The sequence below is a fragment of the Rossellomorea sp. SC111 genome (assembly GCF_024733565.1).
In the GTDB taxonomy this organism is placed as follows: Bacteria; Bacillota; Bacilli; order Bacillales; family Bacillaceae_B; genus Rossellomorea.
In genome coordinates, this window is sequence record NZ_JANIOC010000010.1 from 84,530 (window position 1) to 109,257 (window position 24,728).

At 44.0% G+C, this 24,728-nt stretch carries 25 protein-coding genes; 16 read left to right on the forward strand and 9 right to left on the reverse strand.

From position 1 onward, the window contains the following. Positions 1 to 98 precede the first annotated feature (98 nt). The gene (locus NQ095_RS14255; RefSeq protein ID WP_258264129.1) at positions 99 to 551 is read left to right on the forward strand and encodes a helix-turn-helix transcriptional regulator; all 453 of its coding nucleotides are present in this window, start codon (positions 99 to 101) and stop codon (positions 549 to 551) included. Between the two features lie 61 nt (positions 552 to 612). On the opposite strand, the gene NQ095_RS14260 is transcribed toward NQ095_RS14255, so the two are convergent. After that, the gene (locus NQ095_RS14260) at positions 613 to 1,131 is read right to left on the reverse strand and encodes a universal stress protein (protein ID WP_258264130.1); all 519 of its coding nucleotides are present in this window, start codon (positions 1,129 to 1,131) and stop codon (positions 613 to 615) included. 980 nt (positions 1,132 to 2,111) lie between these two features. Next, on the reverse strand, positions 2,112 to 4,169 hold the full coding sequence (locus NQ095_RS14265) for a sigma-54 interaction domain-containing protein (protein WP_258264131.1): 2,058 nt from the start codon (positions 4,167 to 4,169) through the stop codon (positions 2,112 to 2,114). A 171-nt stretch (positions 4,170 to 4,340) separates the two neighbouring features. On the opposite strand from NQ095_RS14265, the gene yfcC reads away from it, so the two are divergent. From yfcC to NQ095_RS14305, 8 genes are all read left to right on the forward strand, one after another. Continuing rightward, complete coding sequence (gene yfcC / locus NQ095_RS14270; protein WP_258264132.1) at positions 4,341 to 5,843, forward strand: putative basic amino acid antiporter YfcC; 1,503 nt, start codon at positions 4,341 to 4,343, stop codon at positions 5,841 to 5,843. 69 nt (positions 5,844 to 5,912) lie between these two features. Next, entirely contained in the window at positions 5,913 to 7,088 is a 1,176-nt protein-coding gene (iadA, locus tag NQ095_RS14275) for a beta-aspartyl-peptidase (protein WP_258264133.1), read from the forward strand. Between the two features lie 249 nt (positions 7,089 to 7,337). Further along, positions 7,338 to 8,603 (forward strand): MFS transporter, encoded by a 1,266-nt coding sequence (locus NQ095_RS14280; RefSeq protein WP_258264134.1) that lies wholly within the window; start codon positions 7,338 to 7,340, stop codon positions 8,601 to 8,603. Positions 8,604 to 8,886: 283 nt separating this feature from the next. Continuing rightward, positions 8,887 to 9,027, forward strand: a complete 141-nt coding sequence (locus NQ095_RS14285; RefSeq protein WP_258264135.1) for a hypothetical protein — start codon at positions 8,887 to 8,889, stop codon at positions 9,025 to 9,027. A gap of 109 nt (positions 9,028 to 9,136) precedes the next feature. Beyond that, the gene (locus tag NQ095_RS14290) at positions 9,137 to 10,894 is read left to right on the forward strand and encodes an ABC transporter ATP-binding protein (protein ID WP_258264136.1); all 1,758 of its coding nucleotides are present in this window, start codon (positions 9,137 to 9,139) and stop codon (positions 10,892 to 10,894) included. Next, the gene (locus NQ095_RS14295; RefSeq protein ID WP_258264137.1) at positions 10,891 to 12,909 is read left to right on the forward strand and encodes an ABC transporter ATP-binding protein; all 2,019 of its coding nucleotides are present in this window, start codon (positions 10,891 to 10,893) and stop codon (positions 12,907 to 12,909) included. Before NQ095_RS14290 ends, NQ095_RS14295 begins: the two co-directional genes overlap by 4 nt. 239 nt (positions 12,910 to 13,148) lie before the next feature. Further along, the gene (locus NQ095_RS14300; RefSeq protein ID WP_258264138.1) at positions 13,149 to 13,529 is read left to right on the forward strand and encodes a hypothetical protein; all 381 of its coding nucleotides are present in this window, start codon (positions 13,149 to 13,151) and stop codon (positions 13,527 to 13,529) included. Further along, a complete protein-coding gene (locus tag NQ095_RS14305; RefSeq protein WP_258264139.1) occupies positions 13,526 to 14,011 on the forward strand; it encodes an endolytic transglycosylase MltG in 486 nt (161 codons plus the stop codon). Before NQ095_RS14300 ends, NQ095_RS14305 begins: the two co-directional genes overlap by 4 nt. Before the next feature lie 40 nt (positions 14,012 to 14,051). Here the strand turns inward: NQ095_RS14305 and NQ095_RS14310 are convergent, their stop codons facing one another. Continuing rightward, entirely contained in the window at positions 14,052 to 14,660 is a 609-nt protein-coding gene (locus NQ095_RS14310; protein WP_258264140.1) for an NAD(P)-dependent oxidoreductase, read from the reverse strand. A 200-nt stretch (positions 14,661 to 14,860) separates the two neighbouring features. Between NQ095_RS14310 and NQ095_RS14315 the strand changes: the two genes are divergently transcribed. The 4 genes from NQ095_RS14315 to fumC all read left to right on the forward strand — a co-directional run bounded on the left by NQ095_RS14315 (position 14,861) and on the right by fumC (position 18,648). Further along, positions 14,861 to 15,676: an amino acid ABC transporter substrate-binding protein gene (locus NQ095_RS14315; protein ID WP_258264141.1), complete on the forward strand. Its 816-nt coding sequence runs from the start codon at positions 14,861 to 14,863 to the stop codon at positions 15,674 to 15,676. Further along, on the forward strand, positions 15,660 to 16,355 hold the full coding sequence (locus tag NQ095_RS14320) for an amino acid ABC transporter permease (RefSeq protein WP_258264142.1): 696 nt from the start codon (positions 15,660 to 15,662) through the stop codon (positions 16,353 to 16,355). The genes NQ095_RS14315 and NQ095_RS14320 overlap by 17 nt, the downstream gene beginning before the upstream one ends. Positions 16,356 to 16,373: 18 nt before the next feature. Next, positions 16,374 to 17,108 carry an amino acid ABC transporter ATP-binding protein gene (locus NQ095_RS14325; protein ID WP_258264143.1) on the forward strand — a complete coding sequence of 245 codons (735 nt, stop codon included), beginning with the start codon at positions 16,374 to 16,376 and terminating at the stop codon, positions 17,106 to 17,108. A 154-nt stretch (positions 17,109 to 17,262) separates the two neighbouring features. Continuing rightward, positions 17,263 to 18,648 carry a class II fumarate hydratase gene (gene fumC / locus NQ095_RS14330; RefSeq protein ID WP_258264146.1) on the forward strand — a complete coding sequence of 462 codons (1,386 nt, stop codon included), beginning with the start codon at positions 17,263 to 17,265 and terminating at the stop codon, positions 18,646 to 18,648. A 91-nt stretch (positions 18,649 to 18,739) separates the two neighbouring features. Here fumC and NQ095_RS14335 read toward each other — a convergent pair whose 3' ends face one another. After that, on the reverse strand, positions 18,740 to 18,958 hold the full coding sequence (locus NQ095_RS14335) for an alpha/beta-type small acid-soluble spore protein (RefSeq protein WP_034763234.1): 219 nt from the start codon (positions 18,956 to 18,958) through the stop codon (positions 18,740 to 18,742). Positions 18,959 to 19,252: 294 nt separating this feature from the next. On the opposite strand from NQ095_RS14335, the gene NQ095_RS14340 reads away from it, so the two are divergent. Continuing rightward, complete coding sequence (locus tag NQ095_RS14340) at positions 19,253 to 19,504, forward strand: hypothetical protein (RefSeq protein WP_152968513.1); 252 nt, start codon at positions 19,253 to 19,255, stop codon at positions 19,502 to 19,504. Between the two features lie 48 nt (positions 19,505 to 19,552). Here the strand turns inward: NQ095_RS14340 and NQ095_RS14345 are convergent, their stop codons facing one another. Continuing rightward, positions 19,553 to 20,650, reverse strand: a complete 1,098-nt coding sequence (locus tag NQ095_RS14345; protein WP_258264148.1) for an ABC transporter ATP-binding protein — start codon at positions 20,648 to 20,650, stop codon at positions 19,553 to 19,555. A 96-nt stretch (positions 20,651 to 20,746) separates the two neighbouring features. After that, complete coding sequence (locus tag NQ095_RS14350; RefSeq protein ID WP_258264149.1) at positions 20,747 to 21,664, reverse strand: PucR family transcriptional regulator; 918 nt, start codon at positions 21,662 to 21,664, stop codon at positions 20,747 to 20,749. Positions 21,665 to 21,811: 147 nt separating this feature from the next. Here NQ095_RS14350 and NQ095_RS14355 point away from each other — a divergent pair, with 147 nt between their 5' ends. Beyond that, complete coding sequence (locus NQ095_RS14355) at positions 21,812 to 22,072, forward strand: metal-sensitive transcriptional regulator (protein WP_258264150.1); 261 nt, start codon at positions 21,812 to 21,814, stop codon at positions 22,070 to 22,072. Positions 22,073 to 22,487: 415 nt separating this feature from the next. Here the strand turns inward: NQ095_RS14355 and NQ095_RS14360 are convergent, their stop codons facing one another. Together NQ095_RS14360 and NQ095_RS14365 are read right to left on the reverse strand one after the other, a co-directional pair. Next, positions 22,488 to 22,676 (reverse strand): hypothetical protein, encoded by a 189-nt coding sequence (locus NQ095_RS14360; protein ID WP_258264151.1) that lies wholly within the window; start codon positions 22,674 to 22,676, stop codon positions 22,488 to 22,490. Positions 22,677 to 22,774: 98 nt separating this feature from the next. Beyond that, positions 22,775 to 22,984, reverse strand: a complete 210-nt coding sequence (locus tag NQ095_RS14365) for a YheE family protein (RefSeq protein ID WP_258264241.1) — start codon at positions 22,982 to 22,984, stop codon at positions 22,775 to 22,777. A 126-nt stretch (positions 22,985 to 23,110) separates the two neighbouring features. Here NQ095_RS14365 and NQ095_RS14370 point away from each other — a divergent pair, with 126 nt between their 5' ends. Then, positions 23,111 to 23,509, forward strand: coding sequence for a ferritin-like domain-containing protein (locus NQ095_RS14370; RefSeq protein WP_258264152.1), 399 nt, complete (start codon positions 23,111 to 23,113; stop codon positions 23,507 to 23,509). Positions 23,510 to 23,551: 42 nt separating this feature from the next. Here the strand turns inward: NQ095_RS14370 and NQ095_RS14375 are convergent, their stop codons facing one another. Further along, a complete protein-coding gene (locus tag NQ095_RS14375; protein WP_258264153.1) occupies positions 23,552 to 24,724 on the reverse strand; it encodes a YheC/YheD family endospore coat-associated protein in 1,173 nt (390 codons plus the stop codon). Positions 24,725 to 24,728 lie beyond the last annotated feature (4 nt).

Sequence of the window (24,728 nt, forward strand, 5' to 3'; positions counted from 1 at the left end):
CAAAACTCAATGGGTTGCTTAAAAGATGTTTGATAGAGATTGAAAATAGGTATGAGATAGGTGTAATATTACACTATAAACAAGTAGGGTGTGAAACCATGACAAAAGAAGAAATTATATTAATCATCTCGGATAAATTAAGGTTGGTAAGGACGGAAGCGGGGTACACGCAAGATAAGATGGCAACTGTCATAGGGCTTTCAAAAAAAACCCTCGTACAGATTGAAAAGGGCAGAGTGATGGCCGGCTGGACCGCGGCAGTCGCCGTTTGTGCGTTATTCAAGGATAGTGAAACGTTAACGACCAGTCTGGGTGGAGAACCCCTTGAGGTCATCGAGACCATCGCCCGCGAAGGCATTGACTATCGAAAGGAAAAAACACTTGGAGGCAAGATTTGGTGGAAGGATATTAAAAAGACCAAAGAATACATCCTGCAGCAAAATCTGTTCAGCAAACATTATCGAATACTCGATGCTGAGGCCTACCGGATCTATAGCAGCTTTGATGAGGAAAGCAGCCGTAAGCGATTGGATGAATTAACGGCTGATTAGAATACATAACAAAGAGGAGGGACCGACCTTTAAAGGTCTGTCCCTCCTCTTTGTTAATTGCTTACTTTACCACCAGGACACTGGATTCACAGTTTTGTGTGACTTTTTCGCTGACACTTCCGAGAACCCACTTCTTCATCCCGGATTTACCACTGCTTCCAACGACCACCAGGTCGGCCTGTATTTCCTTGGCGTATTCACATATTCGTTTCGCTTCAGAACCCGACAGGTGAATGAAATTAGCATCCACTCCATGAGGAGAAAGTTTTTCCCTGGCATTTACTAAATATGGATGTGTGGAGGAAGGTGTCTTGATTTCAGGCCTATCTTCGCCACGAACTTTGTTATCAGGAGAAACCGAAAGATTCCCCATGTACTGGTTATCGAAACCTGGAGACGTATCAGCGATTGCGTGAGTCGGTGTAAAGTTTTCACGAGGTTCATTCGCTGTCTTTTCATCTGAAATATGAAGTACGGTTAATTTAGAGTCTATGGAACTTTTCATTAATTTCGAAACTTCATCTAATGCTTTTTTACTGCCATCTGTTTCATCGTAAGCTAATAGAATATGTCTATACATGTTAATCACCTCAATATTGGGATATCTGTTGTTTACCCGTTTAAAGAATTTTTAATCTTATTTGGCAAATTACCAAGATGTGATGTGGATTATTTTGAATGGCTTTATTCGTAAACTTTGTTACTATGTAAGGTAGCGGGTAATGGTTGATTTCTGCTTCAGGTGCTCGCTTTCCGCGGGGCTGGCGGTGAGCCTCCTCGGGCTACAAGTGGTGTCCTACCCTGTCCAGCTCCGGCGGCCAGCCCCTCGAGGTCATAAGCTAAATGATCCAAGAAGGCAAAAAACGCCTTCTTAGGCCCGTTCATCTTATGCTTGTCGGGGCTGAGCAAGCCGCCTCCGATTTTCGTTGTTTCCCGCAGGAGTCGAGCATCTTCCGCTACAATCAGCTTTATTGTTATGGAGGATTAATCTACCTCTGTACACCTCTAGAAAACATCATTTTCAATGTGTGGAGTGGTCAATTTTAGCTTGAATAGTAAAATGTTGTTTTATTCGTTTTTTCACTCGTAGGCTCTGTCACGCTATCTCATTTAGATGGGGAGGGGAACGGCGTAGACTCCTGCGGAAAAACGGACGAGACAAGACCCCGCAGCGAATGCGAGGAGGCTTGGCCGTTCGTCCGCAGGAAAGCGAAGCCGTTCCCCTCACCATCTATCCATACACACATAGACAGAGCCTCAGGGTTCCTATGTTAGAAAACAACAATCTTTGCGAAAAGAGCTTTTTGAAAAGAAAAATAAGGAGCAGAATGGGGGGAAGATCCATTCTGCTCCTTCGCTTTCAATAATATAACTTCAAATAATTGCAAGAATAATGTTTGGCTGATAGGGTCTCTTTTAAAGCATGCTGATGATCCAGCCAATAACAACAATTGCGCCAATGACCATTAAGATCGTACGTACCATGAAAATCACCTCGACTCATTGTATCGTGAAGAATGTTTCTTGTTTCTAACCGGTTAAAGTAAACATACCCCGTTTTCAAATGGTTAAAACATTCTCCCTCTGTTCGTTTAGCCAATTTACTCCTGCAGGTGTTATTTCAGTTCCGATTCTCCCTCTTTGGATGTACACATATCCCAAAGCCTGTAATTCGTTCAATCTTGTCCTGATTTGTTGAACGGAAAGCGGGGTAGAACTTTGTTTGAGTGAAGAATGAATCTTATTTCTGCTTGCCCTCTTTCCATCTTTAAGGTACTCCGCTAATACAGTCAGGATATTGATACACTCCTTGGATTTAGATATGGTGATTTCCGCGGGAGAATGGGTACCGTTAGTTTGTTCTTTTTCAGTGAAATTATAATCGTTTCTCGGTAATTCCTGTAGTGTCAGCCTGTTGTGCCGGGCGACGGTCATCATATATAGGAGTGTATTCTTCAGTTCCCGAATATTTCCCCTCCACGGAGCTTTCTTCATTGCTTCCAATACAGCACAATCGATAGTGGTGATTTTACTATGTTCCATCATGAGGAAGTGTTCGATAAGGAGAGGGATATCTTCACTTCTTTCCCTGAGGCTTGGAAGCTGTAAGGATAACACTTTTAATCGATGGTAGAGGTCTTCCCGAAATGTTCCTTCTATTATTAAGGTTTGAAGATCTTTATTCGTGGCAGCGATGATCCTCACATCCACCGGAATATTTTTGTTTCCTCCAATCCTTCTGATTTCCATTTCCTGAAGGACCCTTAGGAGTCTTGCCTGAAGCTTTAAGCTGATATCCCCAATTTCGTCAAGGAACAGTGTGCCTCCATCAGCTTGTTCGAATAACCCCTTTTTTCCTCCCTTTTTAGCACCTGTAAAGGCGCCTTCCTCATAACCGAATAATTCACTTTCTAATAGTTCATCTGGTAAGGCGCTGCAGTTAACAGCAAGGTATGGGCTGTTCTTTCGGGAAGAATCATTATGCAGTGCGCTTGAAAACAACTCTTTCCCAGTCCCTGTCTCACCGTAAATCAAAACCGGCAGCTCGCTTTTTGCGAGTTTTTCTGCAATCAATTTAGATTCGTTAATAAGGTGGCTGTTTCCCAATATGCTGTCAAATGTATACTTAGCGATATATCCCCTTCGCTGAAGCTCACGTTTTCGGACTTTCTCCATTTCAATCGTCTCTTCCATATCTTTGAAAGTCGCCACAATGACACCTTCAGCCTCCAACCGGAAACGATACACCATGACATTCTGCTGTCGGAGAGTGAAATATTCCAGATCTTCATCCTGCTTAGAGGTCAGGAAATGATTGAGCTCGATGTTTTTGAACACCCTGCTCAATTTCTTCCCCTTTGCGTGAGCCGCGGTGATCCCAATCATTCTTTCGAGCACTTCATTGAAGACGGTGATTTCCCCATCCTCCTGAAAGGCGAGAATCCCGTCATTAACTCCATCGACTACTTTATTTAAAAATTTGTTTAATGTTTTTGCTCGTCGGTTGATGGCGCCGAGCTTCTGACTGAGCTCAATGATTTTTCTCGTATAACGGTCCGTTACGTCAAAGGTCAATCTCTCTGATAATTGAAAGTGGTGGATGATTTTCAAGATCGTATTTAAATCGATCAGCCTGACACCTATATCGATTTTTTTCTGGATGGAAGAGGGGATGCTTGCCATTTCCCCGGGAGAAATAGCTGTATCAATATGTTTCGAATCTCCTCCCCCTGATGGGGAATAAGGAATATAGTCCACATGATCAATCCCGAGACGTTTTAAAGTAGCGACGGCCTCTTGGGCAGTTTCGATGAAGTCATTGACATAAAGGATCTTCTTTCCCGGAGGCAATTCAAATATACGGTCTATGTATTCATAGTTCACAGTGCGTCGGGCTTTCATGATGGTACAGGAATCGAAATCGATATATTCCTGTACTTCAGGCTCGATCAGCGCAGAAGAGTATACAATCAGCTCGTTTGTGAAAAACGTGTGGATCCCCTCATCACAGGCATAACTAGTAATATGGATCAGTTCGCCAAAAACGGACTGTAACTGTTCCTTCAGGGCTCTCTCTGTTTCCTTTGTGCCGGCTAATAGAATTAATTCACGTTTCATTTGAATCCTCCTTATGGTTATGGTTAATGAAAGGTTTTGGGTTATCTATATTCTAACCCATTTCAACCATTAGTGGGATTGAAGTTTGTATTTTCAGATAATATAGGGTTGGCACGGAACTTGCATGATAGAAAATGAAGGATATTAATCTGTCAAACGGGGGGATAAGAAATGGAGAAAGAACAAAAAGCTTGGAAGGTGCCGCATACGTTTATCATTGTGTTTTTTGTCGTACTTGCTGCTGCCGTTTTAACGTATGTCATACCTAAGGGGCAATTTGCAACCGAAGAGATCACGTATATGCAGGATGGGGAAGAACAAACGAAAACGGTCTTGAATCCGGATTCGTTTAGCTATTTAAAAGATGAGGATGGAAATCTGATCAAGGAAGGAACAAGCCTTTTTGAACCTGGTGGTGGGATAGGTTTCCTGAATTATGTATTCGAAGGTCTTGTATCAGGGGATAAATGGGGATCCGCGGTTGGGGTAGTGGCCTTTATCCTCATTATCGGAGGAGCCTTCGGGATCATCATGAAAACAAGGGCTATCGAAGAAGGGATCCTCAAGGTGATCGATCGGACCAAAGGGAAGGAATCCCTCATCATCCCGATCATGTTCTTCTTATTTTCATTGGGTGGAGCCGTTTTTGGTATGGGGGAAGAGGCCATCGCCTTTGCCATGATCCTCGTTCCGATCATGATCGCCATAGGATATGATGCCATTACGGGTATCATGATCACGTATGTGGCAACCCAGATCGGATTTGCCACGTCGTGGATGAATCCATTCGGGGTAGCAATCGCTCAAGGGGTTTCCGGTGTTCCGGTTCTATCAGGAGCCGGCTTCCGAATTGTCATGTGGATCGTCTTTACTGTGGTCGGAATCATTTACACTTGGAGATATGCCAATGCGATCAAGAAGGACCCTAAACGAAGCCTTTCTTATACAACCGATGAGTACTTCCGGAAAGAAGGTAAAGTGGAAAATTTACATGCGAAATTCACTTTGGGCCACTCACTCGTCATTCTTACAGTAGCAGTGGGGATTGCCTGGATCATTTGGGGGGTAGTGGAGCATGCTTACTATATCCCTGAGATTGCGAGCCAATTCTTTACGATTGGTTTAGTAGCAGGAATCATCGGCGTTCTGTTTAAATTAAATGGAATGAGTTGGGATGATGTAGCAAACGGCTTCATCGACGGTGCCAAGGATCTATTGCCTGCCGCATTGGTGGTCGGGATGGCAAAAGGGATCGTCATCATCCTTGGTGGAGACGCACCGGACGCACCATCTGTATTGAACACGGTATTATATGGTGCAGGGCAAGTGGTCGGTGATTTCCCGGAAGCCATCTCTGCTTGGTGTATGTATTTATTCCAATCTGTATTCAACTTCTTCGTGGTTTCCGGTTCTGGTCAAGCAGCGCTCACGATGCCATTGATGGCCCCGCTTTCCGATATCGCCGGCGTCACCCGTCAAGTATCGGTACTGGCTTTCCAACTGGGGGATGGATTGACGAATATCCTGGTTCCGACTTCTGCCGCCCTTATGGGTACATTGGGAGCAGCGCGGGTCGACTGGGGTGTGTGGGCTAAATTCATCTTTAAATTCATGCTGATTCTATTCGTCCTATCATCCATCTTCGTGATTACGGCGACACTCATCGGTTTCTAATGAGCCATTCTTCGAGTCGGGTTCAGTATCTGCTCGATTATATAAAAAGCAATGAAAGGAGCAAACATCATGCTAACATTAATACAAAACGGGGAAGTTTATGCTCCAGCATATCTAGGGAAAAAGGATATCCTCCTGGTAGGTGATAAAATAGGATTCATTGAAGATAAGATTGAGCTTCCCGGTCAATTTGTGGATATTAAAGTGGTGGATGCAACTGGGAAGTATGTTGTACCCGGATTCATCGACTCACATGTCCATATTATGGGCGGAGGGGGCGAAGGAAGCTTCCGTACTAGAACCCCTGAAATCCGATTGACTCAGGCCACTCTCTCCGGAATCACCACTCTTGTCGGTGTCATCGGCACAGACGGGACAACGAGGACGATGGCAAGCCTCATTGCCAAAGCGAAGGGGCTTGAGGAAGAAGGCATTACCTGTTATACGCAAACCGGTTCATACCAGGTACCTTTGAAAACACTTACCGGAAAGATTGAAAATGATATCATCTTAGTGGATAGAATCATTGGTGTGGGTGAAGTGGCGATTGCCGATCACCGCTCATCCCAGCCGACGATAAACGAGTTAGCGAAAATCACTTCCGCCGCAAGGATCGGAGGGATGTTGTCGGGGAAAGCCGGGATTGTCAATGTCCACGTCGGGGATAGTTATGATCACCTGAACCTGCTGGAAGAGATTGTCGAGTCAACGGATATTCCGATCAAGCAGTTCTATCCGACACATATCAACCGGAATGCCCATCTCTTTGAAGCAGGGATTCAATATGCCCTTAAAGGTGGATATGTAGACTTTACAACAAGTACCATCCCTCAGTTTCTGGAAGACGGTGAAGTCAAATGCAGTCAGGCACTTAAACGCATGCTCGCTGAGGGTGTACCGGTGGAACAAATCACCTATACTTCCGATGGACAAGCAAGTCTGCCGAATTTTGATAGTGATGGGGAGCTGATTGGACTGCAGATCGGTCAGGTGTCTAGCCTTTATGATGAAGTGAAGGACGCCGTTCTGGTGGAAAATATCCCATTGGAAACAGCGATCAGGGTCATTACCTCGAATCCAGCTAAAATCCTGAAACTAAAGCAAAAGGGACACGTGGAAGTCGAAAAGGACGCTGATCTTGTCCTGTTGGATCAGGAAACCCTTGACGTGAATACGGTTTTCGCCAGGGGGAAATTGATGGTGGAGAACGGGGAAGCGATCGTGAAAGGGACATTTGAACAGTGATTGAAAGAGGGATAGCTCGGAGTCTCGGTGCTCCGGGCTATTTTTATTGAATTGGAATGATTTATTAGAGCGATACTTGTGAAATCTTCATTTTATCAGCAAATTATTAGCAGATTGGCTAATGCTCCCCATTTGCTCCTAAACCTAATCCGACCCGAGGCGGAGGGAAAAACCACCAGCAGCCCCTACTGTCCTTAAGTTCATTTCAATATGATAAAGATAGTTATTTATTGATGGGGGACGGATGTTATGAAAAAAATGATTGAAATCTTTAAGAATCCGATATTTTTAAAATTATTCTTCGCGAATTTCACTTCACATATGGGAAGTGTGATCGGCCTGACGGCGTTTATGTTTTATCTTCTGGATCGATTTTCTGATCAGCCCATGTATGCTTCGATGACAGAAATGATGTATTCAATTCCTACTCTTGTTGTGTTTTTCCTGGTGGGGGTGTTCGCTGACAGAATGGACCGTCAAAAAATTGCATATCACTGTGATACAATCAGTGCCTTTCTCACACTGTCCTTATTCGGAGCCATATTCATCGGTTGGCTGCCACTCATCTTTGCCGTACTTTTCCTGAGAAGCGGCGTGCAGAAATTTTTCTTTCCCGCGGAACAAGGCATCTTGCAGGGTGTGCTTTCCAAGGATGATTATGCTACAGCAGCCGGATTGAATCAGATGGTGATGAGTTTGTTTATGCTGCTAGGAAATGCCGTTGCCATCTTTGTCTATTGGACCGCTGGGATTTACGGGGCCATTGTGGTGGATTTCGTTACGTTTGTGATTTCAGCCATCTTGATTAGAAGATGTGTCATTCCCGAAGAAGTCCGGCTCCCTAATGGAAAGCATTCCTGGAAAGACTTGAACATCCAATCGGTCGCGAAAGACTTTACAGCCGGGATGAAGTATATCCTGAACCATAAGCTCCTTCTATCCTTGATTGGCGGGTTTATCGTTTTCGGGGTCGTGAACGGGGGGTTCTCGGTGATTCCTATCTTTATATTGAAATATAAGCTGGCTCCCGGTTCTTATGAAGAATACTCAATTTTATTAGGAGTCGCATTCGGGGCAGGTGTACTGATCGGAAGTATCTTCTCTTCGATGTTGACCCAGAAATTCAAGCTTCATGTCCTGATTGTGGCAGGTCTGGTGATTTCGGGGACATTCATCATCGCTGCATCCTTTGCTCCGTCCACTTGGATCTTCCTTGCCATCATCTTCTTGGCAGCACTCGGGTTGCCACTCGTAAACATCGCGATTGGCGGGTGGATGCCGAGCATCATCGACCCCAAAATGATGGGAAGGGTTCAGGGGTGGATCAATCCACTCATGATGCTGTCTCAATCGATTACTCTCGGAGTCATCGCCGTCACATTCCCATCCACCGTAACCGTAGAAATGCTCTACTGGCTCGTCGGCGGCTGCCTCCTCATCGTAGCCGTATTCTACACCATCATCCTGCCAAAATACGTGAAAGAAGAAACACAACCAGCAGTGGTGAATGGATAACATTAGTTGCCTCCAATGAAGGGGTAAAACATATAGTGTATAGAAAATTACTAATAAAGATAATATTGACACAATTCGCGTTATGTAGTATGGTTATTAATGGAATAAACACATTAAATGAATGGAGGGTTTGTGATGATGAAAGTGTATAGAATTAAAGGAGCACCATCAGCTTGTCCTATCAATTTCATATCATCACATGACCAGTAACTCCTTACGATTTTATATGAATCAATGAGCACAGGTTATGAATGTAATCTGTGCTTTTATATGTCCAAAAATTATGACGGACGTTCATAAAGCGCAAAAGATCCGGTTGGTCCAATGGTGGGCTCTGCTGAATCTGACCGCTTTTGGACGTCCGTCTGTTTTATTTTTCGCAAGGGGTGTATCCAAGGAAATCCTTGATCACATATACATTTAATTTATTGAGGAGGAAATGAAGATGGTAATGGTTCAACTGAAGAAGATGATGACTGCTGTGGAGACAGAAGGTGGATAGATGAGAAAGTCAATTTGAGGAGGTAAATGGGATGTTTAGTATTTTTAAGAAATTATCATGGTTTTTTATTGAAAATTGGAAAAGATATACAATTGCGATCATCCTTTTGACGATTGTCGGAATTCTTGATGTGATCCCGCCAAAGCTTGTGGGGAATGCCATCGATGACATTCACCTTGGTGCGATGACCTGGGATGTGGTGGGGAAGTATCTTTGGATGATTGCAGGGATTGCCATCATCTCGTATGGGATGACGTATGTGTGGATGTACCAATTGTTTGGCGGAGCCTTTCTCGTTGAGAGGAAGCTGCGCAGCAAATTTATGGGGCACCTCTTAAAGATGACCCCGACGTTCTTTGAGAAGAATCGCACGGGTGATTTGATGGCGCGGGCGACGAATGATTTGAAGGCGATCTCGGTTACGGCAGGTTTCGGTGTGCTGACATTGATCGATTCCAGCGTGTTCATGTTAACGATTCTGTTTACGATGGGGTTTCTCATCAGCTGGAAACTGACGATAGCAGCTGTTTTACCCCTCCCGATCATGGCGCTGTTAATGAAGGTATACGGTGCGAGGATCCACAAACGGTTCACCGAAGCACAGGATGCATTTGGAGACTTGAATGATAAAGTACTTGAGTCGATTGCGGGGGTCAGGGTCATCAGGGCTTACGTACAGGAAAGGGCAGATGAGAAGCGATTCGCTGATATGACGGAAGATGTATATAACAAAAATATAGGTGTAGCCAAGATCGATTCACTCTTTGAGCCGACCATTAAAGTCCTTGTCGGGTTAAGTTATTTAATCGGATTGGGCTATGGGGCTTATCTTGTATTCCATCAGAGCATAACGCTTGGACAGTTGGTTTCTTTTAATGTGTACCTGGGGATGCTGATCTGGCCGATGTTTGCGATTGGTGAATTGATCAATGTGATGCAGCGTGGGAATGCGTCCCTCGATCGGGTTCAGGAAACCCTCGATTATGTCCAGGACGTACAGGATAGAGAGAATACTAAAACAATTGATTCCCCTGAACAAATCGGATTTAAGAATGTGGACTTCAAGTATCCTTCCTCACAGGTACTGAACCTATCCAACATCAATGTAAACATACATCAAGGAGGTACTCTTGGAATAGTCGGAAAGACCGGCAGCGGCAAGACGACTTTCATTAAGCAGCTTCTCCGTGAATATCCAGCGGGAAGTGGTTCGCTATGCATTGGAGGAATCCCGATAGATGACTTGTCCATACAGCAGGTAAGGGACTGGATTGGCTATGTACCACAAGATCATGTTCTTTTTTCCAGAACCGTACGAGAAAATATATTATTCGGAAAGCATGATGCAACAGAGGAAGATTTGGAAACGGCGATAGAACTGGCTGATTTCAAAAAGGACCTCAAGATGCTGCCTGATGGTCTGACAACTCTTGTAGGTGAGAAGGGTGTAGCCCTCTCAGGCGGGCAGAAACAACGGATTTCGATTGCAAGAGCACTCATCAAGAATCCTGAAATCCTGATTCTTGATGACTCATTATCGGCCGTAGATGCAAAGACAGAATCAAAGATCATAGAAAATATTCGAACAGAACGTGAAGGGAAAACAACGATTATTACGACTCATCGTCTATCCGCGGTCCAGCATGCAGATTGGATCATCGTATTTGAAGATGGGAGAGTGGTAGAGGAAGGGGTTCATGAAGTGCTCCTCGAGAGTGGCGGTTGGTATAAAGAACAATTTGACCGTCAACAAGTTGAAGATTCCTCACTTGAGGAGGTGGGCACATGAAAGTCGGAAGAAAACTAACCGAATATGCGCTTGTGTATAAAAAAATCATCATAGCGGCCCTCCTGATGCTCAGTGTATCAGTGGCGGCAGAACTTGCAGGGCCTTTCATAGCCAAAAAACTGATTGATGACCATATTCTGGGGATTGAGTCGACCTGGTATGAAACGGTGGAGGGGAAAGAAGCTGTACCTTATGAAGGTACTTGGTATAAGCGTGATCAATATTTCCATGAAGGAGAGACAAAAGGGGAAGACGTCCGAATCCTTCAGGTTGGCAGAGCGTTTTATTTTGTTCCAGCCACGGTTTCATTTGACGGGGCACGATCTGTGTCATCAGGGGAGATGACGATTACAAAAGGCGGGGAATCAGCAACCTATCCCGTTGAGAAGCTAACAGGAGATGAGCTTCTCAGGTTCTATAATCCGGAAATCCCAAGGATCATCCGATTGCTTGCCTTTTATTTCGGCTTGCTTGTCGTCGCGGCCTTTTTCCAATACGGCCAGCGGTTCTACCTTCAGAAGGCGGCGAACCGTGTCATACAAAAGATGCGTAATGATGTATTTCAGCATATCCAGAAGCTTCCGATCCGCTATTTCGATAATCTGCCGGCAGGGAAAGTCGTTGCCAGAATCACAAACGACACGGAAGCAATCAGGGACCTTTATGTAACCGTATTATCCACATTCTTCTCCAGTACGATATATATTATCGGGATTTACATTGCACTCTTTATCCTTGATGCAAAATTAGCGGCCATCTGCTTGATCCTGATACCGATCCTTGTTGTGTGGACGTATCTTTATCGTATTTATGCGTCGAAATACAATCACATCATCAGATCGAAAGTGAGTGATATCAATGCCATGGTCAATGAATCAATACAGGGTATGAACATCATTCAGGCATTCAGCAGAGAGAAGAAAACGAACGAAGAATTCGAAGATTTGAACGAAACCCACTTCAAATATCAAAATAAGCTACTAAGCTTAAATTCAATGACCTCCCATAACCTTGTCGGGGTTCTGAGGAATATTACGTTCGTTGCGTTCATATGGTATTTCGGAGGAGCATCGATCGGAGTGGGATCTGTTGTCACGCTTGGCGTGCTTTACGCCTTTATCGACTACATCAACCGGTTGTTCCAGCCAGTGACAGGAATCGTGAACCAACTTGCCAACCTTGAACAGGCACTTGTTGCGGGAGAACGGGTTTTCCAGCTCCTTGAAGAGACGGGGACCCCTGTGGAAGATGGGAAAATGAGCAGGTATGACGGAAATGTGAGCTTTGAGCATGTATTCTTTGGATATAAAGAAAATGAGTATGTATTGAAAGATATTACGTTTGAAGCGAATAAAGGGGAAACTGTTGCCCTGGTGGGACACACGGGTTCAGGAAAGAGCTCGATCATGAATCTGTTGTTCCGTTTCTATGATAGCAATGAAGGGAAAATCCGGATTGATGGAAAAGACATTGTCGATATTCCATATCAGACGATTCGGGAGCATATGGGAATCGTCCTGCAGGATCCCTATTTGTTCACAGGGACGATTGCTTCTAATGTCAGTCTCGATGATCCAAGGATTTCGAGGGAACAGGTGGAGGCGGCACTCAATGCTGTAGGTGCGGAAAAAGTGTTCAAAAACCTGGAGAATGGATATGATGAACCGGTGATCGAGAAAGGCAGCACACTTTCATCCGGTCAACGCCAACTGATATCATTTGCCCGTGCACTTGCCTTTAATCCAGCGATCCTGATTCTCGATGAAGCGACTTCGAGCATCGATACAGAGACTGAGGCCATTATTCAGGAAGCGATGGAAGTCCTGAAAAAGGGCAGAACGACCTTCATCATCGCTCACAGGTTATCCACGATCAAAGAAGCTGATCAAATCCTTGTGTTAGATCGAGGGGAAATCGTAGAACGTGGAAATCATGATGAGTTAATGAAAAGTGTGGGTCGTTATTATCAAATGTATCAGCTACAACAAGGAACAAAAGATAATCTGGCAGGATAGAAGGGGAAAGCGTCTGACGATAGCAGTCGGATGCTTTTTCTTATTTAATGATTTCAATATTGAAAATACCCCGCAATAATTTTAAAATATGCTGGTGATAAGGGGAATCATCCATGTGTAAATACTATTTCCTGTTAAGAAAACAGGACTTTCGGGGGATTTTGTCGTTTTAAATCGAATTTATCCCCTTCTCAATGTATAATTTAATTGATGAAAAAGTTTCATAAAGGGAGGATCCTATGATGGGATGGGCTATCGCCATTTTATTTGGGTCAGCAGTTGTGCTGCTCATTTTATCGTTTATTAAAACGACACAAACCAACTCGAGGCTTGAGCAACAGATAGAGCATGTATCCATTTCTGTATTGAATGAGGTTCATGAGCTGGAGAAGCAATTACGAAATATACAATTAGATGCAGAAATTACAGCACAGCAGGCAGGAGCTGCACCTGCTGTATCCGAGGAGCGCGAATTGCTCCGTGAGATGCTTGATTTGTATAAAAGAGGCTATTCTGTTGAAAGTATTGCAGGGAAAACAAAGCTCAAACCTAATGAAGTGGAGCATATGCTTTCACCATTTATGGCTCAAAAGGGTGAAAGGGGCTTAGTGGCACAATGACAGTGACATCGAATTCATTACGGAGTTTTGCTGGAGGGATTTTGATCGCAACGTCTTTGATTGGAGCTGTGTATCTTTTCGGGCCTTCTGAAGCAAAGAGTACCGGGAAAGAAGAACCTGCTGAAGTGCAAAAGCTGTCAGAGGATGAAATGGTGAAGAAGCTGACTTCAGAAGGCTATGTCATACATACAGAAGACCAGTGGAACAAACAGCTGAAGGCTATGAATGAAAAGCAGGAAGAGAATGCATCTGATAAGAAAGATGACGGTAAGGTGGTCTACAAAACGATGCTCACGGTTTCTACCGGTATGACGAGTATCGACGTAGGAAACGCTTTGGAACAAGCCAATATCATAAAAAATGGTTTGGATTTCTATAAAGAGGTAGAAAAGCGGGGACTTGAGAATGAGCTGCGCCCAGGTACCTTTGAAGTCGAAAGTGGAATGAGCACGGACGAAATCATTTCTACCATCTTTAAATAAAAGGAAAACGGGACTGACGTTCAGTCCCGTTTTTTCATACTCAATAACAGATGCCAACCCGGCTTTTGATGAAGGATTCGTCTGATAGTTGTTTGTATATGAAATCTCCGGTGTCATACATGGAAATGCTGCTCCCGCCTTCAGGAAGAACATCTCTTTCCGTTCGGTAATTCCTGAGCCTTTCTCCATCCGGCAAATAGGTCGGACAAACGATGGTCCAGTCCATTCCGGATGCCTGAAGCATGAGAAAAGCCCTTAAATGGTCTTCCGCAGCGGTTGTGCGTCTCCGCTTTGATTCACTTGATTGAAAACGGTAAAGACGATCGTCCTTCCGCGCCTGGAGGATGCCTGCCGTCCCGCACGTGATGATCCGTTTTACTCCATGCCTTCTCATGGCTTTCAACAGGATTGGCATACTTTTTGTGAGGACATCCTGTTTATCTGTATTCAGGCAGCTGATTACGGCATCTGAGCCTTCGATGGTCTTCATCACATCTTCTTCATTCAACACATCCCCGACAATTTCCGTACCGGAGGCATCTGGTCCACCGCCTCTCCGTACCAATCGATTCACTTCATATTCTGACACAGCCCGTTGAAAGACTACGGAACCAACCCGGCCCGTGCTCCCGAATAAAGCAATTTTCATATCATGCCCTCCTGTTTTCTTATAAAAATAGTGTATCTTATAATCGGAAATTTTTACATGTTTGTGTATTCAGGGATACATACTAAAGACATGATGAAAAAATCTCGAGATGAAACATTTATGTTGACTTATTTGTGGTAACGTTTTATGATGACATTCGTAACGAATTTAAATCCGATAAGAATAGTGGGGGTTTTACGATGAAAAAGTGGAAATTATCCATCATCATGCTAATCGCCTTATCCATGGTATTAGCTGCATGTGGTCAATCTAAAGATAAAGATGAATCAAATGGTGATTCGAAAAAGACATCCCTTTACGATAAGGTAAAGGAAGATGGAGAATTACTTGTAGGGACGGAAGGTACATATCCTCCTTTCACATTCCATGACAAATCAGGAAAGCTGACCGGGTTTGATGTAGAAATCGCCCGTGAAATAGCGAAGCGTCTTGGTGTCGAAGCAAAATTCCAGGAAACGCAATGGGATGCCATGTTCGAAGGTTTGAACTCCAAGCGTTTCGATATGATCGCAAATCAGGTGGGGATTCGTGAAGACCGCGAAAAGAAATACGATTTCTCTAAACCATATATCGAATCAAGCGCCGTAGTGGTCGTGTCAAAAGACAACAAGGATGTTACATCATTTGAGGATATCAAAGGATTGACTTCAGCTCAGTCCTTGACAAGTAACTATCGTGATATCGCTGAAAAAAACGGGGCAAAGATCCAAGGTGTGGAAGGTTTATCACAATCAATCCAGCTTCTTGAACAAGGCAGAGTGGACGTGACCGTGAATGATAAAATTTCCATTCTTGATTACTTAAAGAAACAACCGAACGCCAAAGTCAAAATCGCTGCTGAAGCGGAAGATGCAGGTCAAAGCGGTTTCATGTTCCGTAAAGGGAATGACAAGTTGGTTGAAGAGGTAAACAAAGCGTTAGAGGACATGATGGAAGACGGCACGTACAAAGAAATCTCTGATAAGTGGTTCGGAGAAGATGTATCTCCTAAGTAGCATTTACCAGGATCCTGAAGCAATGATTGATATTTTACAAAGCTCCCTGCTTCCAATGTTAGAGGGGGCTTTGTATTATTCTATCCCTCTGACGCTGATTTCTTTTGCTTTAGGTATGATTCTGGCTGTACTCACTGCTCTTGCACGTCTATCAAATATATCGATCTTAAGGGGAATTGCCCGATTTTATGTTTCGGCCGTACGAGGCACGCCTCTCCTCGTGCAATTGTTTATCATATTCTATGGGTTACCTACTCTTGGGATCAAATTTGATCCATTCCCATCAGCTATCATTGCCTTTTCATTGAACAAAGGTGCGTACTCATCAGAAATCGTCCGTGCGGCGATTCAATCGATTCCAAAAGGGCAATGGGAAGCAGGATATTCAATCGGTATGACCTATTCACAGGCATTAAAAAGAATCATCCTGCCGCAGGCGACGAGAGTATCGATTCCGCCATTAGCAAACTCGTTCATCAGTCTAGTGAAAGATACGTCCCTTGCATCCTTGATCTTAGTAACAGAAATGTTTAGAAAAGCCCAGGAAATCGCTGCAACGAATTATGAGTTCCTGCTCATGTATATGGAAGCAGCCGTACTTTACTGGATCATCTGCTTTATATTATCGATCATACAGGGCCGCATCGAGAACAGGCTGGATCGATATATTGCCAAGTAATTTAAAAGGAGATTGAATATGATTTCCATCAAAGGATTAACGAAACGATTTGATCAGTTAGAAGTCTTAAAGGGTATGGACGTAGAAGTCGATAAAGGGCAGGTCATCGTCCTGATCGGCCCTTCAGGCTCAGGGAAGACAACTTTCCTCCGTTGTCTGAATGCCCTTGAAATCCCGAATGACGGGACTGTTTCAATAGGAGGTACGACTGTAGACTTCACTAAGAAAGCATCGAGGCAAGAGCTTCTTCAACTAAGAAGAAAAACGGGGATGGTATTTCAAAATTATAATCTGTTCCCCCACATGACTGCTCTTGAGAACGTGATGGAAGGTCCTACGGTCGTCCAAAAGCGTAACAAGTCGGAAACAAGAAAGAAAGCCATCCAGCTCCTTGAAAAAGTGGGACTCGGAGATAAGGTCGATTACTATCCATTCCAGCTTTCAGGTGGACAGCAGCAGAGGGTCGGCATCGCAAGGGCCCTCGCCATCGAGCCGGAAGTGATGCTCTTCGATGAGCCAACCTCTGCACTTGATCCCGAACTGATAGGTGAGGTCCTCAAGGTCATGAAAGATCTTGCTGAAGAAGGCATGACAATGGTCGTCGTGACACACGAAATGCGGTTCGCGAAAGAAGCGGCCGATAAAGTCATCTTCATGGATGGGGGCCATATTGTCGAAGAAGGCACTCCTCAGGAAGTATTCGAGAATCCGACGAATGAACGGACGAAGCAATTCCTTAATTTAATACAATAAAGTGAAAAGGTGAATGGGACGTGGTCTCATTCATCTTTTTTTAAATTTTGTTCATATAGTCAACTAACGCTAATAATCTTTTCAGAAAAAGGTTAGAAGGAACGTTTTAGTGGAAATATGGTAGTAGTTGGATCATTTACAGGGAGGAATGACAATGGAATACCGTATTGAACGTGACACAATAGGAGAAATGAAGGTGCCAAAGGAAAAATATTGGGGGGCCCAGACTCAACGGAGTAAGGAAAACTTCCAGATCGGTACAGAGAAGATGCCCATCGAGGTTACATATGCCTTTGCACAGTTGAAGAAAGCGGCAGCAGTCGTCAATCATTCACTTGGAAAGCTTTCTGAAGGGAAGATGAAGGCGATTGGGATGGCATGTGATGAAATTTTGGAAGGGACATGGGATGAACATTTCCCCCTGGTTGTCTGGCAAACGGGAAGCGGGACTCAGTCCAATATGAACGTAAACGAAGTAGTGGCTTATCGTGCCAATGAACTTCTCGGTGAAAACGGCTCGGAGGAGAGGGTCCATCCCAATGATGATGTGAACATGTCTCAAAGTTCCAATGATACATTCCCGACTGCCATGCACGTAGCGGCGTATCAGGAAATTGAATCCAAGCTGTTTCCCGTGCTCCAGCAATTCACTGCAACACTGAAAGAGAAAGAAAATCAATTTCAGGATATTATTAAAATCGGCCGTACCCATCTCCAGGATGCCACGCCGTTAACTCTCGGGCAGGAAATCAGTGGATGGCGCTCCATGATGGAAAAATCCTATAGCATGATAAGAGAAAGTGTACAGCGTCTGGTCAACCTTGCCATTGGGGGAACGGCAGTAGGAACCGGGATCAATGCAGATCCAACTTTTGGTGGCAAGGTTGCGGCACAATTAGAAGTACAGACAGGCATCAAATTCGTTTCATCTGATAATAAGTTCCATGCCCTGACATCCCATGATGAAGTCGTGTTCGTCCACGGTGCCATTAAGGCATTGGCAGCGGATCTAATGAAAATTGCGAATGATGTCAGATGGCTTTCAAGCGGACCCCGAAGCGGTATAGGGGAGATGACGATACCTGCCAATGAACCAGGCAGCTCCATCATGCCGGGGAAAGTGAATCCTACGCAAAGCGAGGCTGTGACGATGGTTGCCACACAAGTGTTTGGAAATGATGCAGCCATAGGCTTTGCTGCAAGTCAGGGGAACTTTGAACTGAATGTATTCAAACCGGTCATCATTTATAATATGCTGCAATCCGTAAGGCTGCTTGCAGATGGGATAAAGTCCTTCAACGACAAATGTGTGAAGGGTTTAGAGGCAAATCGGGAGGTCATTGAAGACTTTGTGCAAAGGTCACTCATGCTCGTGACGGCACTAAACCCGCACATCGGATATGAGAAGGCGGCAGAAATTGCAAAGAAGGCCCATCAGGACGGGTCCACATTAAAAGAAGCAGCCCTCGAGTCAGGTTATCTGACAGAAGAACAGTATGATAAATGGATCGATCCTGCAGCTATGGTCCATAATAAATGATGGGAAAGCAAGGGCTTGAAATTTATTTACGACATAATGAAACTCCCGGCCTTAAGACCGGGAGTTTTAGCCATTCATATTAAATTGCTTATTATTTTTGGTACCCGCCACCGATTTGTTGTTCAGCCATTTGAACTAGGCGCTTAGTGATTTCTCCACCTACAGAACCGTTAGCACGAGCTGTTGCATCAGGTCCTAATTGTACGCCGAACTCAGAAGCGATTTCGTACTTCATTTGGTCGATTGCTTGTTGAGCTCCTGGAGCTACTAGTTGGTTAGATGAATTGCTGCGAGATTGTTGCTGTTGCATAATCTGTCATCTCCTTAGAATGTATAAGTTTTTTGGTTGGGTTAGCTGGAATTGCACCAGCCCGCTATTCCATGAGCGACCATCTTGTTATGGTGTAACCCATCGAGTGGGGTTTAGAGAAGGCTTGTTGCTGCCTTGTTACTAGGTATTATGGTTTCTCTGAAGAATAATATTCAAGGGGATGACAGGGAATTTATTCCTATTAAATCCCTGCAAGTTTTCTACATAAATCACCATGATTGTAAAAAGGCTAACACTATATAAAGATTTAGATTGAAAGTATGGTGACACATCATGAAAGCTTGCGCGTTATGTAACGGAATCGTTGAATACAGGGGACTTTGCAAAAAGTGTGGGGACTCGACAACGGATCAGGGTAGATATTATGATTTTTACGATGAGTATAGTGCGTATATGGATATTCAGCACGTGCAGTTAGCCGACGGCATTCCCAATAGCAGCTGCTCTGATACTTGTCTTCATCTCTTTACATGCATCCGGTGTGGGGAAGAAGAAGGCAAAAGTATAGACCTGACGGAATTTTAATAAAAAATGGCGCATCCTAAAAGCAGGGTGCGCCATTTTCTTATATGTTTATCGGATTCTTGACTCAGACTCTGAATCAAAGAAATGAGCTTTATTCATATCAAATGCCAGGTCGATCGTTTGACCTGCAACGATATCTGTACGGGAGTCAACGCGGGCTACAAACTCTTGTCCTTCTAATTGAGAATATAACATCGTTTCAGCACCCGTTAATTCAGATACTTCAATCTTCGCCGTGATTTTCGCACCTTGAGCAGTATCCAGGAAAAGAGGCTCGTCATGAATATCTTCAGGACGCACACCAAGTACGATGCTCTTTCCTACATGACCCTGTTCGCGAAGCACTTTCATTTTTCCTTCCGGCACAGAAACTTTCGTATTACCGATGACGAATTTCCCATCTTCCAGTGACCCGTGGAAGAAGTTCATGGCAGGTGACCCGATGAATCCGCCTACGAAAATATTCTCCGGTTTATCATATACTTCTTTAGGAGAACCAACTTGTTGAATCACACCGTCTTTCATGACAACGATACGTGTAGCCATCGTCATCGCTTCAGTCTGGTCATGTGTTACGTATATCGTTGTTGTTTGTAGACGCTGGTGAAGCTTGGCGATTTCAGCACGCATCTGTACACGAAGCTTGGCATCAAGATTGGATAAAGGCTCATCCATCAAGAATACTTTCGCATCTCGGACGATGGCACGACCAAGTGCTACACGCTGACGCTGACCACCTGATAATGCTTTCGGTTTACGATCAAGCAGTGCTTCAAGACCAAGGATCTTAGCAGCTTCCTGTACGCGACGATCAATTTCCTGTTTATCGAACTTTCGCAGTTTAAGACCGAAGGCCATATTATCATACACACTCATATGAGGGTATAGGGCATAGTTCTGAAAAACCATTGCGATGTCGCGGTCTTTTGGTGCTACATCGTTGACGCGCTTTCCGTCAATGGAGAAATCGCCTTTGGATATTTCTTCCAGACCAGCAATCATGCGCAGGGTAGTGGATTTCCCGCAGCCCGATGGACCGACAAATACGATGAATTCTTTATCTTGAATGTGAAGATTAAAGTCATTTACCGCCGTTACCTTACTATCATAAACCTTGTGGATATGTTCTAATTTTAATTCAGCCATATCTTTTCTCCTCCTCGAAATGCAATCGTTTTCATCTATAGGTTCATTGTAGAGAAAGCGGATTCAAAACGATATGGTCAACCTGCACAAAGTTGCCTAACCATTATTGGGCAGGTTGTCAGATTGGAAGCTTAAACACGCAAAGTAGGCAAGGATTCCTCCTTGAAAGCTTTTTATATCTATATTTGTTTTTTCGATAAACTTATCAATCCGGTACTGTACGCTGTTCCGGTGCATGAATAAAGTCTTGGCGGTCTGACTGATATTAGATTGATTTTCGAGAAATGCCTTGATGGTGTGAATCTGTTCAGGATCTTCAGAAAAAAAGTCGGCGACCTGTTTAAAGAAATGCTCCTCCCACTCGTGTGGAAAGTGATGGAGGGCGAATTCAGGGAGAACCGTCACAGCCGACTGGATGAATACCTGCTTATGAATGGTTCTTGAGAATGAAAATAGCTCACGCTCATGGGCAAAAAAAGTAGGTAGATGTAAATCTGCTTCATGAAACTGCCCTATGTAAAAAGAAGGGCTGACGAAGAAGTCCGATTCAATGACATGGGAAATCGACAGCAGCTGCTCCTCATCCATTGTCCACTCATGCTTCTTTTCTATAAGCAGTCCCATGCGATCGGCAAGGAAAACGAGGACGGTCCCATGTGGTAACAAATGCTGAAACGCTTCTCTCAGTTGAAGCTGATCTCTGCCTTCCTTCAGACTGAATTGAATGATGCGGAACTCTCCATCATTCATTGAGGGGACCGGACCGTTTTCCAATAAATAATTGTACCACTCGGCGGAATCGTGAGAATCATTCACAAATCCAGGTGATGGGGTGACCTCTTTAAACAAGCAATATAATAAATCCAATTCCGGCTGGGAAATGCCTGATTGATCGATCCCTATATACTCATCTTCTTGTTCGTTTGTAAACCATACTTTCGTAGACTCGATGCTTGTGGGATAATGGTGCTGAATGATGGCACCAGGATATTTTTTACGTAAAGATGTAAACATGTGATCCCTCTTTGTTCATTATTATAGTAAAAAAGGTTATAATGACATTGTACTGAAATAACAGGAGTAATCAAAGAGTGCATGATTGCAAAAGTACAATAATTTTAATACTATTGTACAATGAATAATTCTTATGGGGTGTCCTGAATGGAATATACGAAAGAAGTAACCAATCGAATGAAACGTCTTGAAGGTCAGGTCCGCGGCGTATTGAAAATGATGGAGGATGAGAAACATTGTAAGGATGTTGTGACTCAACTATCAGCTGTTCGTACTGCTGTTGACCGCACGATCGGCCTCATTGTGGCAAAGAATTTGGAAGCGTGCATACGCGAATCAGAAGAAGAGGGCATGAAGGCGGAAGATGCGATTCAAGAAGCTGTCAATATGCTCGTTAAAAGTCGATAAAAGGTAAAAGCTGCCGTAGGGAAGATTCCTGATTGGCAGCTTTTTTTGTCCAGCTTCAGGGGCTTGGGGCTCGAGGTCATAAGCCCATTCACCCAAAAAGGCAAAGAGCCTTTCCGGGTGACTCGTCTTATGCTTGTCGCCACAGGGCGAGCCACTTCCGCTTTTCTAATGTCCAGCTCCGGCGGCTAGAGGCTCGAGGTCATAAGCCAAGAATGCCAAAAAGGCCAAGTGCGCCTTTCCGGCATTCTTGTCTTATGCTTGTCGCCTCTGGACAAGCCGCCTCCGCTTTTCTAATGTCCAGCTCCGGCGGCTAGAGGCTCGAGGTCATAAGCCAAGAATGCCAAAAAGGCCAAGTACGCCTTTCCGGCATTATCGTCTTATGCTTGTCGCCTCTGAACAAGCCGCCTCCGCTTTTCTATTTCGGTGGTTCTTCGTAGTCGGTGATTTCGATCGCTTCTTCGATGTTCGTCGTGTTTTCCCTCATGTGGACGGAACCTCCGGACATACCTTCGTTGATGAAACGGTCGACATCGAGAAATGCTTTTTCTTTTCCTTCGTAATTCGTATCAGCAAGGAATTGATCGTTCTTATTGTCTTTTTTCATGCTCATCAGCCTCCTTTCTATAGTTTTAGAAAGGGAGCTGAAGTTATGCATGGGAGCAGGATTAAATTCTTTCAAACTGGGGTATTATGTAGTTTGCATCAATCATAAACATGGAAAAGCATCAGTTCGTGCAGCTGCTTCTTAAGTATCTCTTCCTTATCAGATGGAGGAATGGGACCGGTCCATTCGATCCTTCCATCTTTATGGTATGTTCCTACGTATTTCGTCCCGCTGAAATAAAAGGAAAACGTCCAGCCGGGCAGCTGTTTATTTTCGTACATGTTTTTAAATTGAAAATGTTGGATCATCATTTGTCACCTCCACTCATATTGTAAACGTTTTAATTCCAGCTGTGTAGCACCGACCGTGAAATGTATCATAAATGGGGTGCTCCTCTAATAGAATTTACTGAAGAGATAGGGGAGGGACGAAGAATGAATTCGTTTATTCGTGATTTAGAGAAGGCGATCAGTGATGAATGGACAGGTTATTATTTCTATAAAGAGCTAAAAGCGCGAACCAATAATCCACTGTACGTTGAGTTTATTGAACACGCTCAAAAAGACGAAAAAGAACATTATGAAATGTTTCAATATCTTCATTATTTATTGACGGGTGAGTATTATGAGCACAAGAAAGAAAAGGTGGGGTTCACCACCTTTAAGGAAGGGGTGCTCCGTGCACTGAAGGATGAACTTGAGGCGGCGGAATTCTACCGGGATATGCTCCTTGAGATTCCCAATCAGCAGGCGTATAAACCGCTTTTTATTGCGATGACAGATGAACAGGAACATGCTACCAGATTTTCAACCATCTATAATTCCTTACGATAAGCAATAAAGAAAAAGGTTGAACCTTGTGTCATTCACGAAGATTCAACCTTCATTGTTTTGGGCACTGAGTGTCATGAACGTACGGACAAGTTGATCTCTCCGCTTCTTCTCAATTTCTATCTCATCGAAACTCATTGGCTTTGAATTAATTTCAAACAAAACGAATCCCCTTTGTTCTCTGGGAGCAAGGTCAATGGAAAACTCCCCTACATAGCCAAACGATTTAGCCAGTTCGTCCCCGCATGTTTGAACGATCCTCGAAATTTCTTTTTTTGTTTCTGCATCCGCTACTTCCTTCAAGGAAATGATTTTACCACCGGCAGGTACATGTGTGGTGACTTCCTGGCGCTGTGACATGCGGACCCCGATACCGATCAAACGGAATTCTTCTCCTGTGTGAAGGACTAATATGCGAAAGTCGAAACGGTGTTCCTGCACTGATTTACATGGAACCGCTTCCTGCATGATCCACAGATTGCCCATAAACCATTCGTTATACGTTTGATGAAGACGGGAAATCGAAACGAACCTCTCTATTTTCTTAATGCTTTTACACAGGACTCGACCTTTGTCATCCATTTCTATCAGGCGGATTCCTTTTCCCTGTGAAGCGAGTGAATGTTTTACATATACTTTCCTATGAGTGGTCAGGAAGCGTGAAAGGGAAGCTTCATCGGTAATCAGTTCGGTCTTTGGCAGGTATGCTGTGAGTTCATCATTTTTGGATAACAGCTGGTAGATTTCCCATTTGTTAAAGAAATGGGGGTTGAAGAAAGGAATCCCATGCTTCTTGATAAAACGAAGAAGCTTTCCATAGGATTGATTTTGTTCGGCATGCCTTGATGGGACCCGGTTGTATATGACGTTTGGAACAGGAAATAGGCATCTTACCCATTTGTGTAAATCATGATTATACATGATCCCCTCAATCGAATCACCCAGAACATCCTGCGGGGAAAAAACGAAACAGATTCCTCCAGACTGCTCGACGTCCTGTTGTATCGACCGGAATAATTCAAAGTTTCCCTTATATTTATTTCTTCCTTCTTTACTTGAGACGATGCCGACTAAGGGAATCGTGGGACGATTCCTCTTTCGGTGGGAAATCGTAAATGTATAGCACTGATTGGAAGCTTTAGAGAATAAGAGAAAGGAATCCTTTGCAAAACCATAGGTGGTAATAGGTTCTTCCCCGTGAAAAAAGGTCTTCTTCATCCGG